The organism is Nonomuraea sp. NPDC051298 (genome assembly GCF_055586305.1).
Genome location: NZ_JBVJIM010000021.1, coordinates 83,110 through 98,541, shown reverse-complemented (window position 1 = coordinate 98,541; position 15,432 = coordinate 83,110). Strand labels below are relative to the sequence as shown.

Annotated in this window: 15 protein-coding genes; 6 read left to right on the top strand and 9 right to left on the bottom strand. The window is 69.8% G+C overall.

What is annotated here, in order from left to right; translation table 11 throughout:
• Window positions 1-1,249 precede the first annotated feature (1,249 nt).
• A complete protein-coding gene (locus ACZ6S0_RS40360; protein ID WP_344888608.1) occupies window positions 1,250-3,751 on the top strand; it encodes an ATP-dependent Clp protease ATP-binding subunit in 2,502 nt (833 codons plus the stop codon).
• 198 nt (window positions 3,752-3,949) lie between these two features.
• On the opposite strand, the gene ACZ6S0_RS40355 is transcribed toward ACZ6S0_RS40360, so the two are convergent.
• A complete protein-coding gene (locus ACZ6S0_RS40355) occupies window positions 3,950-4,741 on the bottom strand; it encodes a helix-turn-helix domain-containing protein (protein ID WP_465924609.1) in 792 nt (263 codons plus the stop codon).
• An 87-nt stretch (window positions 4,742-4,828) separates the two neighbouring features.
• On the opposite strand from ACZ6S0_RS40355, the gene ACZ6S0_RS40350 reads away from it, so the two are divergent.
• The gene (locus tag ACZ6S0_RS40350) at window positions 4,829-5,209 is read left to right on the top strand and encodes a nuclear transport factor 2 family protein (protein ID WP_465924608.1); all 381 of its coding nucleotides are present in this window, start codon (window positions 4,829-4,831) and stop codon (window positions 5,207-5,209) included.
• A 254-nt stretch (window positions 5,210-5,463) separates the two neighbouring features.
• Here ACZ6S0_RS40350 and ACZ6S0_RS40345 read toward each other — a convergent pair whose 3' ends face one another.
• A complete protein-coding gene (locus ACZ6S0_RS40345) occupies window positions 5,464-5,868 on the bottom strand; it encodes a hypothetical protein (protein ID WP_465924607.1) in 405 nt (134 codons plus the stop codon).
• Window positions 5,869-7,014: 1,146 nt separating this feature from the next.
• Here ACZ6S0_RS40345 and ACZ6S0_RS40340 point away from each other — a divergent pair.
• On the top strand, window positions 7,015-7,953 hold the full coding sequence (locus ACZ6S0_RS40340) for a sugar phosphate isomerase/epimerase family protein (protein WP_465924606.1): 939 nt from the start codon (window positions 7,015-7,017) through the stop codon (window positions 7,951-7,953).
• Window positions 7,954-8,116: 163 nt separating this feature from the next.
• Here ACZ6S0_RS40340 and ACZ6S0_RS40335 read toward each other — a convergent pair whose 3' ends face one another.
• On the bottom strand, window positions 8,117-8,581 hold the full coding sequence (locus tag ACZ6S0_RS40335) for a MarR family winged helix-turn-helix transcriptional regulator (protein WP_465924657.1): 465 nt from the start codon (window positions 8,579-8,581) through the stop codon (window positions 8,117-8,119).
• Between the two features lie 60 nt (window positions 8,582-8,641).
• Between ACZ6S0_RS40335 and ACZ6S0_RS40330 the strand changes: the two genes are divergently transcribed.
• Window positions 8,642-9,019: a cupin domain-containing protein gene (locus tag ACZ6S0_RS40330; protein ID WP_465924605.1), complete on the top strand. Its 378-nt coding sequence runs from the start codon at window positions 8,642-8,644 to the stop codon at window positions 9,017-9,019.
• A gap of 12 nt (window positions 9,020-9,031) precedes the next feature.
• Complete coding sequence (locus tag ACZ6S0_RS40325) at window positions 9,032-9,448, top strand: cupin domain-containing protein (protein WP_465924604.1); 417 nt, start codon at window positions 9,032-9,034, stop codon at window positions 9,446-9,448.
• A gap of 171 nt (window positions 9,449-9,619) precedes the next feature.
• Here the strand turns inward: ACZ6S0_RS40325 and ACZ6S0_RS40320 are convergent, their stop codons facing one another.
• On the bottom strand, window positions 9,620-10,495 hold the full coding sequence (locus tag ACZ6S0_RS40320; protein WP_465924603.1) for an HhH-GPD family protein: 876 nt from the start codon (window positions 10,493-10,495) through the stop codon (window positions 9,620-9,622).
• A 78-nt stretch (window positions 10,496-10,573) separates the two neighbouring features.
• Between ACZ6S0_RS40320 and ACZ6S0_RS40315 the strand changes: the two genes are divergently transcribed.
• Entirely contained in the window at window positions 10,574-11,257 is a 684-nt protein-coding gene (locus ACZ6S0_RS40315) for a hypothetical protein (RefSeq protein WP_465924602.1), read from the top strand.
• 25 nt (window positions 11,258-11,282) lie between these two features.
• On the opposite strand, the gene disA is transcribed toward ACZ6S0_RS40315, so the two are convergent.
• The 5 genes from disA to ACZ6S0_RS40290 all read right to left on the bottom strand — a co-directional run bounded on the left by disA (window position 11,283) and on the right by ACZ6S0_RS40290 (window position 15,316).
• A complete protein-coding gene (gene disA, locus ACZ6S0_RS40310) occupies window positions 11,283-12,359 on the bottom strand; it encodes a DNA integrity scanning diadenylate cyclase DisA (protein ID WP_465924601.1) in 1,077 nt (358 codons plus the stop codon).
• Between the two features lie 39 nt (window positions 12,360-12,398).
• Complete coding sequence (gene radA / locus ACZ6S0_RS40305) at window positions 12,399-13,802, bottom strand: DNA repair protein RadA (protein WP_344888639.1); 1,404 nt, start codon at window positions 13,800-13,802, stop codon at window positions 12,399-12,401.
• A gap of 97 nt (window positions 13,803-13,899) precedes the next feature.
• Window positions 13,900-14,205, bottom strand: coding sequence for a thioredoxin (trxA, locus tag ACZ6S0_RS40300; protein WP_465924600.1), 306 nt, complete (start codon window positions 14,203-14,205; stop codon window positions 13,900-13,902).
• 2 nt (window positions 14,206-14,207) lie between these two features.
• Window positions 14,208-14,576 (bottom strand): MerR family transcriptional regulator, encoded by a 369-nt coding sequence (locus ACZ6S0_RS40295; RefSeq protein ID WP_465924599.1) that lies wholly within the window; start codon window positions 14,574-14,576, stop codon window positions 14,208-14,210.
• A gap of 41 nt (window positions 14,577-14,617) precedes the next feature.
• Window positions 14,618-15,316 (bottom strand): class I SAM-dependent methyltransferase, encoded by a 699-nt coding sequence (locus ACZ6S0_RS40290; protein ID WP_465924598.1) that lies wholly within the window; start codon window positions 15,314-15,316, stop codon window positions 14,618-14,620.
• Window positions 15,317-15,432: the final 116 nt, after the last annotated feature.

Below are 15,432 nucleotides of genomic sequence, written 5' to 3'. Positions count from 1 at the left end.
ACCCCGGCGGCCGCCATAAGCGCATGATCGTTTCTGGGGTGCTCCCGAAACCAGGGCCGCCCCGGAGGACGGTCTCCTGAGGCTCTCATATGCGGGCGTTTTGGGCGTGCGCGTTCAGGCTCGTCCGTGGCGCCGTTTCACCGGCGGGCGCCCGCATATGCGACGACGCCCGTGATGGCGCCCGGGATGACGTCTGCGATGGCGCCCGTGATGGCGTCTGTGTTGACGTCGTGCCCGCGTGCGTGCCGAATGCCGCCCGGGGCGGGCATACCTCATTCGCGCGTCCCCGGCGCATGGCGTGGCGGTCGTCCACATTGCCGTACGGGGGCGGCATTGCCGAGCCCTCCGCGGACGGGCATGGCGGTCCTAGTAAGCGGTCACGGAACCGGCCCTGGAACGCGCCATCGCAAAATCATCGGCACGGTTAAGCCCGGTGCCCCTTCACGCGCTGTAACGCCAAAGCGCGATCCCGACTGGCGTCCCGCCGATGAAACCCGGTGCCCCCGGATATGTAGGCTCTCTTGATATCGCGCCCGCCGAGAGGCGGCGGGCCGGGCATAAGCCGCAAGTATGAGCGTCGCTCGCGCAATCTCTCTTCCCCATGCGTCCGCGCACAATCCGGCTGTCTCGTGAGTGCGCCTGATTGCGATTGCCGTGCACCTGCAACTGCAAGCGGTGGTGGCGAATGCCGTGCAACGTTCATGGACTGTGTCTCAAGGGTCTCGAGGTACGTCTCATGATGCGCGGTGCGGTTCGGTAACCCGGCTGACCGGATGCGGATTACCGATTACCGTCAGTACGGGAGCGCGGGCCGACGCGGGGTGCGAGGCGCGGCGCGCGGCGGGTGCCGCGTCGTGCTCAGGGCGCAGCGCCGTCGCTTGGCCAAGCCTCGTGTGACCACATAGGATGATTGCGTAACAGATACGGACGTGGCATCTGAGATGCGCGGGCGAAGTGGCGTCCCCTCGTCGGCTTCGAGCCCGGTGTCCTGAGGCATCCGTCTACGCCGTGGGTGGCCTTTTCAGCCGCTTCCGCGAAGCGTCCCAAACATCGTTCGCTTGCGGCGTATCGGGAACACGTCACCCCCGAACAGTAGTTGGATGGAGGGTGAACGCCCTGCTCTCGGGGAACGTCTCTGCTATAGAGCGTGTCAGCGGCAGTGGGCACGGTTCGCCGAGCCAGGGCTAGCATGCGGGAGGACGGGACCGGATTTACCGGCCTGACTGACCGCTCTGTGAGGAGCGACGAGATGTTCGAGAGGTTCACCGACCGAGCGAGGCGTGTTGTCGTCTTGGCCCAAGAAGAGGCCAGGATGCTCAACCACAACTACATCGGCACTGAGCACATTCTTCTTGGCTTGATCCACGAAGGTGAGGGCGTGGCCGCCAAGGCTCTGGAGAGCCTCGGCATCAGCCTTGAGGGTGTGCGTCAGCAGGTCGAGGAGATCATTGGCCAGGGCCAATCGGCTCCGTCGGGGCACATTCCGTTCACCCCGCGGGCCAAGAAGGTCCTCGAGCTGTCGCTCCGTGAGGCTTTGCAACTGGGTCACAACTACATCGGCACCGAGCACATCCTGCTCGGGCTCATCCGTGAGGGTGAAGGTGTGGCGGCTCAGGTGCTGGTCAAGCTTGGAGCTGATCTCAACCGTGTGCGGCAGCAGGTCATCCAGTTGCTCCACGGCTACCAGGGCAAGGAGCCGGCCGCGGCGGGCGGCCCTCAGGAGTCGGCCCCGTCCACGTCCCTGGTGCTCGACCAGTTCGGCCGCAACCTGACCCAGGCCGCCCGCGAGGGCAAGCTGGACCCGGTCATCGGCCGCGAGAAGGAGATCGAGCGGGTCATGCAGGTCCTCTCCCGGAGGACCAAGAACAACCCCGTTCTCATCGGCGAGCCTGGCGTCGGCAAGACCGCCGTCGTCGAGGGCCTGTCCCAGAAGATCGTCAGGGGCGAGGTGCCCGAGACGCTGAAGGACAAGCAGCTCTACACGCTTGACCTCGGCGCCCTGGTCGCCGGCTCCCGCTACCGCGGCGACTTCGAAGAGCGCCTGAAGAAGGTGCTCAAGGAGATCCGCACCCGCGGCGACATCATCCTGTTCATCGACGAGCTGCACACGCTCGTGGGCGCGGGCGCGGCAGAGGGCGCGATCGACGCCGCCAGCATCCTCAAGCCGATGCTGGCCCGCGGCGAGCTGCAGACCATCGGCGCGACCACGCTCGACGAATACCGCAAATACCTGGAGAAGGACGCGGCGCTGGAGCGGCGCTTCCAGCCGATCCAGGTGGCCGAGCCGTCGCTCAGCCACACGATCGAGATCCTCAAGGGCCTGCGCGACCGCTACGAGGCGCACCACCGCGTGTCCATCACCGACGACGCGCTGGTGGCCGCCGCGCAGCTCGCCGACCGCTACATCAGCGACCGCTACCTTCCCGACAAGGCGATCGACCTCATCGACGAGGCCGGGTCCCGGATGCGCATCCGCAGGATGACCGCCCCGCCCGACCTGCGCGAGTACGACGAGAAGATCGCCAACGTGCGCCGCGACAAGGAGTCCGCGATCGACGCGCAGGACTTCGAGAAGGCCGCTGCCCTCCGCGACCAGGAGAAGCAGCTCCAGCTCAAGCGCGAGCGGCGGGAGAAGGAGTGGAAGGCCGGCGACATGGACGTCGTGGCCGAGGTCACCCAGGAGCTCATCGCCGAGGTCCTGGCGACCGCCACCGGCATCCCGGTCTTCAAGCTGACCGAGGAGGAGTCGCAGCGCCTGCTCCGCATGGAGGACGAGCTCCACAAGCGGATCATCGGCCAGGACGACGCCATCAAGGGTCTGTCGCGCTCCATCCGGCGCACCCGCGCCGGTCTGAAGGACCCGCGCCGTCCCGGTGGGTCGTTCATCTTCGCCGGTCCCTCCGGTGTCGGCAAGACCGAGCTGTCCAAGGCTCTGGCGGAGTTCCTCTTCGGTGACGAAGACGCTCTGATCAGCCTGGACATGTCGGAGTTCATGGAGAAGCACACCGTCTCCAGGCTGTTCGGCTCGCCTCCCGGCTACGTCGGCTACGAGGAGGGCGGCCAGCTCACCGAGAAGGTGCGGCGCAAGCCGTTCTCCGTGGTCCTGTTCGACGAGATCGAGAAGGCCCACCCCGACATCTTCAACTCGCTGCTGCAGATCCTGGAAGACGGTCGCCTGACCGACGCCCAGGGCCGGGTGGTCGACTTCAAGAACACGGTCATCATCATGACCACCAACCTCGGCACCCGCGACATCTCCAAGGGCATCGGGGTCGGGTTCGCGAAGTCCAACGACACCGAGTCCAACTACGAGCGGATGAAGGCGAAGGTCCAGGAGGAGCTCAAGCAGCACTTCCGGCCCGAGTTCCTCAACCGTGTCGACGACATCGTGGTCTTCCACCAGCTCACGCCGAACGAGATCATCAAGATCGTGGATCTGATGCTCGCCCAGGTCGACGGCAGGCTGAAGGACCGCGACATGGGGCTCGACGTCTCGCCCGAGGCCAAGCAACTGCTCGCCGACCGCGGCTACGACCCGGTCATGGGCGCCCGGCCGCTGCGCCGGACGATCCAGCGGGAGCTGGAAGACTCACTGTCGGAGAAGATCCTCTACGGCGAGCTCCGGCCCGGTCAGGTCGTGAAGGTGACGGTGGAGGGCGAGGGCGACAACGCCAAGTTCATCTTCAGGGGCGAGTCCGTCGCGAAGATCCCGGACTCGGCGGCGGCGATCGCCGCCCCGATCCAGAACTGACGCCCAGTCCGTCCGGGCTGACGGAAGCCCCCGTGTGAGGTCTTTCACCCTCACACAGGGGCTCTCCGCATGTTGGGGCGGCTCGCCGCGCCTTCCACCCTGGGAGCCCGCAGGTTCGGAAGCCGCAGGTCGGCGTACGGCTTCACCTGCGGAGCCAGGTACGGGTGGACGTGCATGGCCGGGACATGCCGGAGACTCTCATGCGGAAGGTGCTGCGGCTTCCGTCCGGAAGAACCGGGCGGTGTCGTCGTCGGCGGGAAAGTACGCCTCGACGGCGATCTCTTCCAGCGTGACGTCGAAGGCGGCGCCGAACGTGGTGATGGTGTTGATGAAACACAGCTCCGCGCCGCGATGACAGATGCGGATGGGCAGTGCGATGTCGGCGGGATCGGGCGGCGGCGGATCGTCGTCGGGGCCGTAGGACAGCAGCTCTTCATACAGCGCGCTCAACTCCGCATCACCGGCCTGCGCCACCTGGCGGGCGAGCCGGGGCAACAGGTGCGCGCGGACCTGCCCGAGGTTGCGCAGCCGCGGCGCGAACCCGCCCGGATGCAGGCCCAGCCGCATCATGTTGACCGGAGGCCGCAGCAACGCCGGATCGACGCCCTCCAGGAAGACGTCGATCGCGGTGTTGGCGAGCAACAGGTTCCAATGGCGGTCCACGGCGAGCGCCGGATACGGTTCGTGCCCCCGCAGGATCTGCTCCAGGGCATTCCGCGCCGAGGCCAGGTGCGGATCTTCCAGCGGCCGCTCCCGGACGACGGGCGCGTGCCCGGCCGCGACCAGCAGGCGGTTGCGTTCCCGCAACGGCACGCCCAGATGCTCGGCCAGACGCAGCACCATGGGGCTACTGGGAATGGTCCGTCCCGTCTCCACGAAGCTGACGTGCCGGGCGGACACCTCCGCCTGAATCGCCAGATCCAACTGGCTGAGCCCTCTGCGGTGCCGCCACTCGCGCAGCAGCTCACCGACCGGCCGGTCCTGCATCATGCGGCGATTATCGCCCCGCCTCTCCATCACCGCGATTACATGCCATGTAATCGACAGGGGCGGGCGGCGGCTGGGACGGTGACCCGCATGAGCGACAACAGCAAGGCCGCACGCAACAAGCAGCTCGCCCTCCACGGCTTCACCCAGTTCGCGGCGGGGAACATCGACGTGCTCCGTACCCTCTTGGCGGAGGACTTCATCGAGCACAGCCCGGGCAATCCCTCTGGGCGGGAGGCGTTCATCGAGTTCATCGCCGAGGCTCCCGTGGCCCGCGCCCGGCTCGACCTCAAACGGGTCATCGCCGACGGCGATCACGTGGTCATGCACTACCACATGGTCACGGACGACGACCCGCGCGGCACCGCCGTCGTCGATATCTGGCGGCTGGTCGACGAGCAGATCGTCGAGCACTGGGATGTCGTCCAGCCGGTGCCGGACGCCGCGCAGGTTCCCCAGGGAATGTTCTGAGCGGACAGCAAGTCCTCCTGGCAACTGCAGAACCTGACAGCACCTGCTCACCTATTGATCCCCGGACAGCACCGAACTCCCGGTCAACTCTCGCCACCGCGGAGGCTGTGCCAGGTCCGGTGGCACCCGGGGGTCCGACCGGGGAACGGCGTGATCGCCGCTTGCACCATTGTTGATCTGTTCACTCTCACCGTCGCAGGCCCGCGCCACCAGCTCCTAACGGGCCCAAACTGTCTCGACACAGTTGACCGAAATCACCCGTAGTCGCCGGGGAAGAAGCCCTCATCCTCCTCGTCGGGGTGCGTGGGCGCATACTGCTGCAGCGTGCCGTCCCGCAGCATCCACACCCGAAAGAACGACTCCTCTTGATCCATCAGGAACACCTGGACGGCGTTCGGGCATCGCCAGGCGATGCCCTGGACCCGATCAAGGACCGCGGGCAGATCAGCGTTGTTGAGCGCCCTGGCCCACACGGTGCACTCGGGGAACTTCCAACCACCCCACTGCGAATCCTGGCCAGTCGTCTCGGTCAGGAACCCACATCCCGTTCCTGGCCGGTCCCGCCGCGGAGCCTCGGCCCGCAACCACTCGCTGAACGCCTCAACGTTGGGCCGGTCCATCGCATCAACCGACACCATGACATTCGCCACCCAGCTCACCAGGCGATTATCGGGCACATCCCTCTGACGCCTTTGGAGCGCTCGGTCGTCGGGGCCCGTCCGGACGTCGGTGCTTCGTCGCCGGCTGGTACGGCCTTTTCTGGGACTCAGCGGGTCCGTGCCGGTCGCGTTGTGGCCGTAGCGCTTGACCGTCGACCCTGAAGCCCCGGCTTCTCGCGTCCTCTTCCTCCCCGGGATCCTCCCAGTGGTCCAGGTCCTGATGCCAGTTCCACTCGTCGTAGAGGAAGGCGACCATGGCGCTTGCCGCCGTCCAGTTCGGTGGGTCAGAGGCGAGAACTCGGTCGCACGGCTCCACTGCCCGATCCCGGCAGTACGCCAACCGCGCGGCCTTCTCCTCCTCCCAGGGGTCCCACGAGTCTGGGGCGTAGTCCTGACGGATCTCGGCGGAGGCCGTCGCGTACAGGTTGATCAGGGCGCAGGCCGCCACGGGATCGCCTCCGCCCGAACGGATCAGGCGCTCTTCCGCCTCCCAGCGCTCATGCGGGCGGAAGAGTGCCTGATCCCGGCGCAAGGTCAGCAGTCGACCGAACTCCCGACGCGTCGCTGTCATCGGCCGCGACGCGCAGGACTTCGGCGGCCTCCCCGGCGCGGCTGTCCCGTATCAGGCGATGGGCTCTGGTGATGACAAGATCAACGATCAATTGTCATGACAACCGGCGTGAGCGTGCCGACTTCGGTGAGCTGCGGCGACATTGGGCGGGGTGGTGGCCGTCTGTCGGTTGTGGGCGGGGCTGAGATGGTTTCTGCGCGCCTGGCGCGCCGGGGTCGGGCACGGGGCCCGGTCTCCGGGTGGTGGTCGTCGACCGGAAGTTTGGGCGGCGTACGCGGGCATCGTGGGAAATTCGCACTTGCCGGAGGCCGAGAAGTGAGAAAGTTGCCGTCGTTGCGCAATTGTTGGATGGGTGGGTATCCCGCCACGGCGAGTAGTACTACACTCCGTAGAGCAAGCCAGTCTCATCCACGTGAGCCACAACAGCGTGATCCTAAACTGAGGCTGCTCCCTCGGGAGTAGGAAACAGTCAACTCAGGGCGGACGCGCACGCCACCGGCAAGCAGGCAAGCTCACAGGGTTCGCACGTCCGAGGCGGGCGACGGGAACACTAATGCAAGCCGTGGAGGAAACCGATGCGCCTGCGTCACGATGACGGAACGCTCGTTCACCTCGCCTACAACGCAGGCGTCCACCCCGCTGAGGACCTGGAGAACCTCATCGCGCACCTGACCCGCTACGCGGTCCCCGTGCGCAAGCGGCTGGGCGTGGAGCGCATGGGCATCGGGCTGTGGCTGTCCCCGAGCGTGGCCGACCACCTCACGGCCGACCGCATCGAGCTCGTACGGCTGCGCCGCTCCCTGGAGGAGCGCGGCCTGGAGGTCGTCAGCCTCAACGGCACCGGCGGACGCAACCAGGAGGTCCCCGGCCCCGACTGGGCCAAGCCCGAGCGTTACCGCTACACCATGGCGCTGGCCAAGATCCTGGCGTTCCTGCTGCCGGAGGACGTACGGTTCGGCAGCATCTCGACGATCCCGATCGGCTGGCGCCGCGACTGGCCCGCTGACCTGCACACCATCGCCACCCGGCGGCTGGAGCGGCTGGCCCGCGAGTTGCGCGGCATCTACAGCACGACCGGCAAGACGATCAGGGTCGGGTTCGAGCCGTGGCCAGGGTGCGTGCTTGAGACCACCGAGCAGGCGCTTGAGCGGGTGGGCGGCATCGACTCCGAGCACCTGGGCGTCTGCCTGGACGCCTGCCACCTCGCCTGTGGGGCCGAGGAGCCCGGGGCGGCGCTGAAGGGGCTGGCCGAGGCCGGGGCGCCCGTGGTCAAGCTCGGCCACGTGCACAACCACACGGGTGAGACGCCCAGCACGGGCGCGGTGCTGCAGGACACGTTGACGGCCATGCTGTCGGGCGCGGTGAGCGGGAGCGCGCACATCGAGGTCGAGACGCACAACCTGACCGTCCCGGGGCGGGCCAAGGGGCCGGGGGCGCTGGTGTCGCTGCTGGCCGAGGAGCTGGCCTGGGCACGGACGAACCTGACCAGCCTCGGGCTGCAACTCGCCGCATAAGCCCTCCGGGGTGCCCGGCTGGCGCGTCCCGGTGCTCATGGGCGTGTCTCCGGCCCTCGTAGGCGCGTCTCTGGCGCTCGGCGGGGCGGGCGACGCCAAGTTCAAGTCGCAACGGGCAAGTGCGGCCCGGTGCGGAGGTGGGGTTGTCGCCGAGGGCTGGGGTTCAGAGGTTGGTGAACCAGCTCGGTGTGTCCAGGCGCCAGGGGTTGCCCGGTGTCATCGTGCGTAGGTCCGACTCCAGGGCGGTGAGGCGTTCCTCGCCCAGTTCGTCGGCCCAGCGGGCGCGCAGGGTGTCGAAGATGCGGGCCGAGAGGTGGAGGGCTTCCCTCCCGTACGGGGTGAGGCGGACGAGCTTGCGCCTGGTGTCGTGTGGGTCGGTGGTGCGTTCGGCGTAGCCGACGCGTTCGAGGGTGTCGATGGTCTTGCCTGCGGCCTGTTTGGAGACGCCCAGCGTACGGCCCAGTTCGACGGCCGTGGTGCCGTCCGGGCCGATGGCCTGCATGACGAATCCGTGCATGGGCCTCATGTCGGGGTGACCCTGCCGGGCCAACTCGGCATGCAGTTCGTCGATCAACATCCGGAACGCGAGCAGCAGCCGCAGGGGCAGCTCGAAGCCGTGGCTTGACACGATAGACAACCTGGTTAACTATATGGACAACGTAGTTGCCTATCTTAGGGGGTTGACGGCATGGCCGTCATACGTGACGTGGAAGCGCGTCGTTCGGAGACGCCGGGCGGGGTCATGACGACGTTCGCCTCGCCGACGCAGGGAGGGGCCTCCAGGTCCCTGTGGAAGGTCGAGGCGCGGCCGGGCGCGGTAGGGCCCGAGCACGACTTCGACAGCGAGCAGGTGTGGAGCTGGGTCGCCGGTGCGGCGACCGTCGAGCTGGGCGGGCGGGCGTACGCAGTCGCGGCCGGCGACACGGTCGTCATGCCGGCCCGTACGGTGCGGCGGGTCCTGGCCGACCCCGCCACCGGCTACACCGCCGTCGTCACGGCGCCCGCCGGTGCCCGTGCGCTGGCCGCCGACGGCGCCGACTACGGCGTTCCGCCGTGGATCGCGTGAGAGGAGCCGTAGATGCCGGTTGTCAAGGCGGTGGACGCGCGCAGGACCGAGACCCCCAACGGGGTCATGACCACCCTCGCCTCCCCGACTCAGGGGGCGGCCGGGGCGGCCGTGTGGCGGGTGGCGGCCAGGCCGGGGATGGTGGGGCCGGTGCACGCGTTCGACGCGGAGCTGGTGTGGACGTGGCTCGCCGGCTCCGCGGTGGTCGAGCTGGGCGGCGAACGGCATGAGGTGGCCGCGGGCGACACGATGGTGCTGCCCGCGGACGTCGGGCGGCAGATGTTCGCCGACGCCGAGCACGGGTTCGTGTCGGTCGTGGTGGCCGGGGCCGGGGCGCGGGTGTACAACCCGGGCGGGGTGTCGGAGGCCGACGCGTGCGACCTGGCCCCCAAGGACGACGAACGGCTCGTACCGCCCTGGATGAGCTAACCCAGGATGAAGCCGGGCCCTCAAGAGTGGGGGAGGCGGGTGAGCGGCCGTGCCCGCCAGGGCTGGCCGGGCTGCCCTCAGGCGCGGGTGAGGCCGAGTGGCACGGCCGGGCCCGCCAGGGCTCTGAGGCGTGGGGGAGACCGAGTGGCGCGGCTGGGCCCGCCAGGGCTCTCAGGCGTGGGGGAGGCGGTAGGTGCCGTCGTCGAGCGACTCGGCCAGGCCGTCGGCCACCAGGCCGTCGAGGGCGCGTTCGCGCTGCACCGCGTCGTCCCACACGGCGTCGAGCGCCGCCTTGGGGACGGGGCCGTGGGCCGCGCGCAGCACCTCCAGCAGGCGGCCCCGGCACTGGCGGTCGGTGCCCGCGTAAGTCTGGCCCTTGCGCGCGGGGCCCTCGTACGGCGGCTTGCCCGCCAGGCGCCAGGCGCACACGTGCGCGATCGGGCAGTCGGCGCAGCGCGGTGCGCGTGCCGTGCACACCAGCGCCCCCAGCTCCATCACCGCCACGCCCCAGCGGGCCGCGCCCAGCTCGGGCAGCAGGCTCTCCGCCAGCCGCCGCTCGGTCGCCGAGGTGGCGGTCGGCGGGTATTCCTCCGCGCGGACCGACCTGGCGAACACGCGCCGCACGTTGGTGTCGAGCACGGCGTGCCGCCCGCCGTAGGCGAAGCTGGCCACGGCGGCCGCGGTGTATTCGCCGATGCCGGGCAGTGACAGCAGGGTCGCGTGGTCGGCGGGCACCTCGCCGCCGTGCTCGTCGGTGATGGCGCGGGCACAGGCGTGCAGGCGTAGCGCCCGGCGCGGATAGCCGAGCCGGCCCCAGTGGCGTACGGCCTCGCCGGGCTGCTCGGCGGCCAGGGCCTTGGGGGCGGGCCAGCGTTCCATCCACTCGTGCCAGACGGGCAGGACGCGTACGACAGGGGTCTGCTGCAGCATGATCTCGCTGACCAGCACCCCCCAGGGGGTCGCGTCGGTCGCCCGCCAGGGGAGGTCCCGGGCGTTGTCCTCGTACCAGTCCAGAACGGGGGCGTGCAGGAGGTTCGGCTCAACCACAAGGTCAAGCGTATTCGGAGATGACGCCCTTCGGCGTGTCGTCACTCTTCGTCGTCGCCCGCTCACCATCCTTGGCCTATGGACCCCGATACGATGCGTGGTGACGGCGGTGACATCTACTGGCGGCGCCGGATGAGCGTACTGGTGGCAGTGCTCGTCGTGGTGGCCGTTGTGGCGTGGGCGTGCTCCAGCGGGGGCAGTGGGCCCAAGCGCACGTCCGGCGCCCAGTCGTCGCCGAGCGTCGGCGCCACGCCTTCCGCCGATCCCCTGCTGGCGGGGCTGCGTACGCTGGCCATGGGCACGGCCAGCCCGTCGCCGACCCCCACACCCTCCCCCAAGGCGGCCCCCCAGGAGCGTCCCAGGCGGCCAGGGGAGCCGTGCGCGGACGACGACCTCGTGCTCAGCCTCCAAGGCGGCAGGGAGCAGATCTACGCGGGCGACTCCCGGCCCAGCTTCCTGGTCACGTTGGTGAACACGGGCCCGGTGATGTGCACGGCCGACGTGGGGCCGCGCGCGATGGAGATCCGCATCACCTCGGGGGCGGACCGGATCTGGTCCACCGCCGACTGCGTGAGCGGTGAGGGGAGCGAGGTCAAGGAGCTGCAGCGCGGGGTGCCGTACGTGCGGTCGCTGGAGTGGGACCGTCGGCGGTCCAGCTCCGACTGCCGGTCCACTCCGTCGACGGCCCTTCCGGGGACCTACGTGACCACGGTCAGGATGGGGAAGCTGCGCACCGACAAGGGGATCTTCCACCTCCGCTGAGCGGCCCCCGAAGGTGTGGAAAGGGTCAGACGTAGCGTTCGAGGATGGAGGACTCGGCCAGGCGGGAGAGCCCCTCGCGGACGCTGCGGGCCCGCGACTCGCCCACACCCCCCACCGCCTGCAGGTCGTCGATGCCGGCCGCCAGGAGCTTCTGCAGGCTGCCGAAGTGGTCGACCAGCCGGTCGACCACCGTGGCGGGCAGGCGGGGCACCTTGGCCAGCAGGCGGAAGCCGCGCGGGCTGACCGGGCTCTCGAGCTGGTCGGCGCCGCTGTGGCCGAGGACGCGGGCCACGGCCGTGAGGTCGAGCAGGTCGGTGCTCGACAGCTTGTCGAGGCCGTGCAGGGCCTCCACCAGGCGCCTCTGGCGGCGGCCGGACGGGGCCGGGAGATAGTCGCGGACGACCAGCTCGCGCTCGGAGTCGACGCCGGCCACCAGCTCGTCGAGCTGCAGCGAGAGCAGACGGCCGTCGGTGCCCAGCTCGACCACGTAGCCCTTGATCTCGTCGGAGATGCGGCGGACCATCTCCAGGCGCTGCGCCACGGCCGACACGTCTCTGACCGTGACCAGGTCTTCGATCTCGAGGGCGGACAGCGTGCCGGACACCTCGTCGAGGCGGTGCTTGTAGCGCTCGAGGGTGGCCAGGGCCTGGTTGGCCTTGGACAGGATGGCCGCCGACTCCTCCAGGACGTAGCGGATGCCGTCGAGGTAGAGGGCGATGATGCGCATGGACTTGCTGATGGCGATGATCGGCAGGCCGGTCTGGCGGGCCACCCGCTGGGCGGTGCGGTGGCGGGTGCCGGACTCGTCGGTGGGGATGGACGGATCGGGCACGAGGTGCACGGCGGCACGGACGATCTTGTCGTCGCCGCTCACCACGATGGCGCCGTCCATCTTGGCCAGCTCGCGCAGCAGGGTGGCCGAGAAGTCGACGTCGAGCTCGAAACCGCCGCTGCAGACCTCTTCGACGACCTTGTTGTAGCCGAGCACGATCAGCCCGCCGGTCTGCCCGCGCAGGATGCGCTCCAGGCCGTCGCGCAGAGGTGTGCCCGGCGCCACAGCGGCCAGGGCTTCGCGACGCCGGTCGTCCGGACTCCTATCCACCTGACCCCCGTGTCGATCGGTCACCTCAGCTTAGCCGTGCTATGTGACGTGTGTGAGAGCGTCCCAGACGTTCTCCGCCTGCACCACCTCGAAGCCGGGCGCGAACGCGACCGGCCCCACGGGCACCAGCGCGCGCTGGCCGGGGCGCTTGCCGGTGCCCTCTTCGAGCGACCCGGCGGGCACCAGGGCGCGCTTGAAGCCCAGCCGCGCCGCCTCGGTCAGCCGCCTGCGCACGTCTTTCACGGGGCGCAACTCGCCCGCCAGGCCCACCTCGCCCAGCGCCACCAGCCCCGGGGGCAGCGGCTTGTCGCCGGCGGCGCTGGCGACGGCGAGCATGACCGACAGGTCGACGGCCGGATCGGCCAGCTTGATGCCGCCGACCGTCGCGGTGAACACGTCGCAGCCCCCGAGCCGGGCGTTGAGCCGCCGCTCGAGCACGGCGAGGACCATCTGCACGCGGTAGGTGTCGAGGCCCGAGGAGGTGCGCCGGGGCTGCTGGGCCTCGGTGCGGGCGACGAGGGCCTGCACCTCGGCGGGCAGCGGGCGGGTGCCCTCGACGGTGACCGTGACGCAGGTGCCGGGCACCGGCTCGCTGCGCCGCGAGACGAACAGCCCGCTCGGGTCGGTGATGCCCTCGATGCCCCGCTCGTGCAGGTCGAAGCAGCCGATCTCGTCGGTGGGGCCGAACCGGTTTTTGATCGCGCGCACCATCCGCAGCCGGGAGTGGCGGTCGCCCTCGAAGTTGAGCACCACGTCGACCAGGTGCTCAAGGGTGCGGGGGCCCGCGATGGAGCCATCCTTGGTGACGTGGCCGACGAGGACGGTGGCCAGGTTGCGCTCCTTGGCCAGGCGTACGAGGTTGGCCGCCACCTCGCGCACCTGCGTCACCCCGCCGGGCACGCCCGTGGCCTGCGCGGAGCCGATCGTCTGGACCGAGTCGACCACCAGCAGCCGGGGCTGGACCTTCTCCACGTGGGTCACCAGGGCCGACAGCTCGGTCTCCGCCGCCAGGTAGAGCTGGTCCTGGATCGCGCCGATGCGGTCGGCCCGCAGCCGCACCTGGGCCGCCGACTCCTCGCCCGTCACGTAGAGGACGGTGGCCCGCTCGGCGATGCGCGCGGCGGCCTCCAGCAGCAGCGTGGACTTGCCGATGCCAGGCTCGCCGGCCAGCAGCACCACCGCGCCGGGCACCAGACCGCCGCCCAGCACCCGGTCGAGCTCGGCCACGCCGGTGCTGCGGGCGGTCGCCACCTCGGCCTTGACCTGGCCGATCGGCAGGGCGGGCGCGCTGGTGGCGCCGGCCTGGACGACGTTGACGCCGCGGGCGCCCTCTTCGTCGACCGTGCCCCACGCCTGGCACTCGCCGCACCTGCCCACCCATTTGGTGGTGCGCCAGCCGCATTCGGCGCAGCGGTATCCGGGTTTCTGGGCAGTCTTGGCCATGTGGAGCAGGCTAGCGCCCGGCCCCGACAATCTTCGAGCGCCGGACGCCGTCGGGTCTCGTGCCTCCCAGGCCGCGCTCCCAGGCCAGGACGCGCTCCTAGGCCAGGCCGAGCTCCGAGACCAGCATGCGCTTCGGCTTGGCGCCCACGATCTGCTTGACCGGCTCGCCGTTCTCGAACAACAGCATCGTCGGCACGGCCATCACCCCGTAGCGGGTCATGATCTCAGGATTTTCGTCGGTGTTGAGCTTGCCGATCTTCAGGCCGTGCTCGGCCTCGATCTGCTCCAGCACCGGGCCCACCATCCGGCACGGTCCGCACCACTCGGCCCAGAACTCGACCAGCACCGGCTCGTCGTTCCTGAGCACCTGCTCCTCGTAGTTCTCGGTGGTCAACGTGATCATCTTCATCCCCTCACAAAGCAACCTGGGCAGGACTGGGCGAGCTGGGCGGCCACCTCGGCGCGGCGGGCCAGCAGGACGCGGATCTCCTGGTCGATCTCGGTGAGCTTGCGCTCGTAGACCTCGACCGACTCCGCGCACGAGCCCCCGGTGCTGTGCCCCCGGCGCAGACAGTCCACGAACGGCCGGGTCTCCGCCAGCGTGAAGCCGATCTGGAGCAGGGCCCGGATCTCGGAGACCAGCCTGACGTCGTCCTCGCTGTAGTCGCGGTAGCCGTTGGTCCCCCGGCGGGCGCTGAGCAGCCCGTGCTGCTCGTAGTAGCGGAGCGAGCGGGTGCTCACCCCGGTGCGTTCCGCCAGCTCACCGATGCGCATACGCCCACGGTAGACGTTGACACCGGCGTCAATGTCAAGCCTCAGAAGTAGCGCCAGCGCAGCACGTTGGGGTAGGCCAGCTCCAGGCCCGGCGTCTCGGCGATGGCCTGCTCGGCCACCTCGGGCGCGAACTCGATGCGCAGCACCGCCTCCAGGTCCGCCCGGCGCTCGAAGGCCATCCTGAGGTCGAGGGTCCGGCGCTGCCAGCCCTGGCGGTCCCAGAACGCCTCGACCTCACGCGCCGAGTACGCCGGCACGGTACGCGAGAACCAGCGGCCGAACGCCCCCCGCGTCGCGTCGAGATCGACGACGAAGGCCGCCCCGCCGCGGCGTACGACCCTGGACAGCTCGCGCAGCCCCGGCTCGCACCCGGGACCGAAGAAGTACGCCCACCGCGCGACGGCCACGTCCACCCCGGCGTCGGGCAGCGGCAGGTCCTGGGCGGTGGCGGCGTGCACGGTCACGTTCGCCAGGCCCGCGCAGCGGCGGCGGGCCAGCGCGGCCAGGTCGCCGTGCGGCTCGACGCCGATCACCCGCTCCGCCTCGGCGGCCAGGACCGGCAGGTGGTAGCCGGTGCCGCAGCCGATGTCGAGCACGGTGGCGCCCTTCCACGGGCGCAGGGCGCGCATCGCCGCGTCGGCCGCGCCCTCGGGGTCGACGGCGCGGTTTTCCAGCTCGTAGACCTGGGGCGTGTGCCAGATGTTCGGGCTGGGGACGGCGCCCTTGACGATCCGTGGCATGCCCCAACGCTAGGGCCTTCCGCCCGCTGACCGCGCCCGTTGCCGGGGCGGCCCGTGGGGCTTGGCACGCTGCGCCGCCATGGCCTGCCGCGCCAGAACGGCTTCTCCGGCTTAGG